The sequence below is a fragment of the Algibacter sp. TI.3.09 genome (assembly GCF_038154905.1).
Lineage (GTDB): Bacteria > Bacteroidota > Bacteroidia > Flavobacteriales > Flavobacteriaceae > Algibacter.
The window spans coordinates 1-204 of sequence record NZ_JBAKAN010000095.1; the positions used below are offsets into that span (position 1 = coordinate 1).

General features: G+C 37.7%; 1 protein-coding gene. It reads right to left on the reverse strand.

Annotation, left to right across the window (positions count from 1 at the left end; translation table 11 throughout):
* On the reverse strand, positions 1 to 204 hold a 204-nt coding region (locus tag V6246_RS18445; protein WP_341561891.1), incomplete at both ends, for a hypothetical protein.

Sequence of the window (204 nt, forward strand, 5' to 3'; positions counted from 1 at the left end):
TATTTGGGTTTGTGTTAGCCGTTACTGTTTGGTTATCATTTTCAACATCATTATCATTAACTAAAACGTTTTGTGATATCACAGCATCCGGAGTTGTTGTGTATGCATCATCATTAGCATTAGTTGTGTTCGGAGAATCTGTAGGTTGAATCGTTACTGTAACCGTAGCGGTATCACAAAGTGCAGGATTCGCATCATCACAAA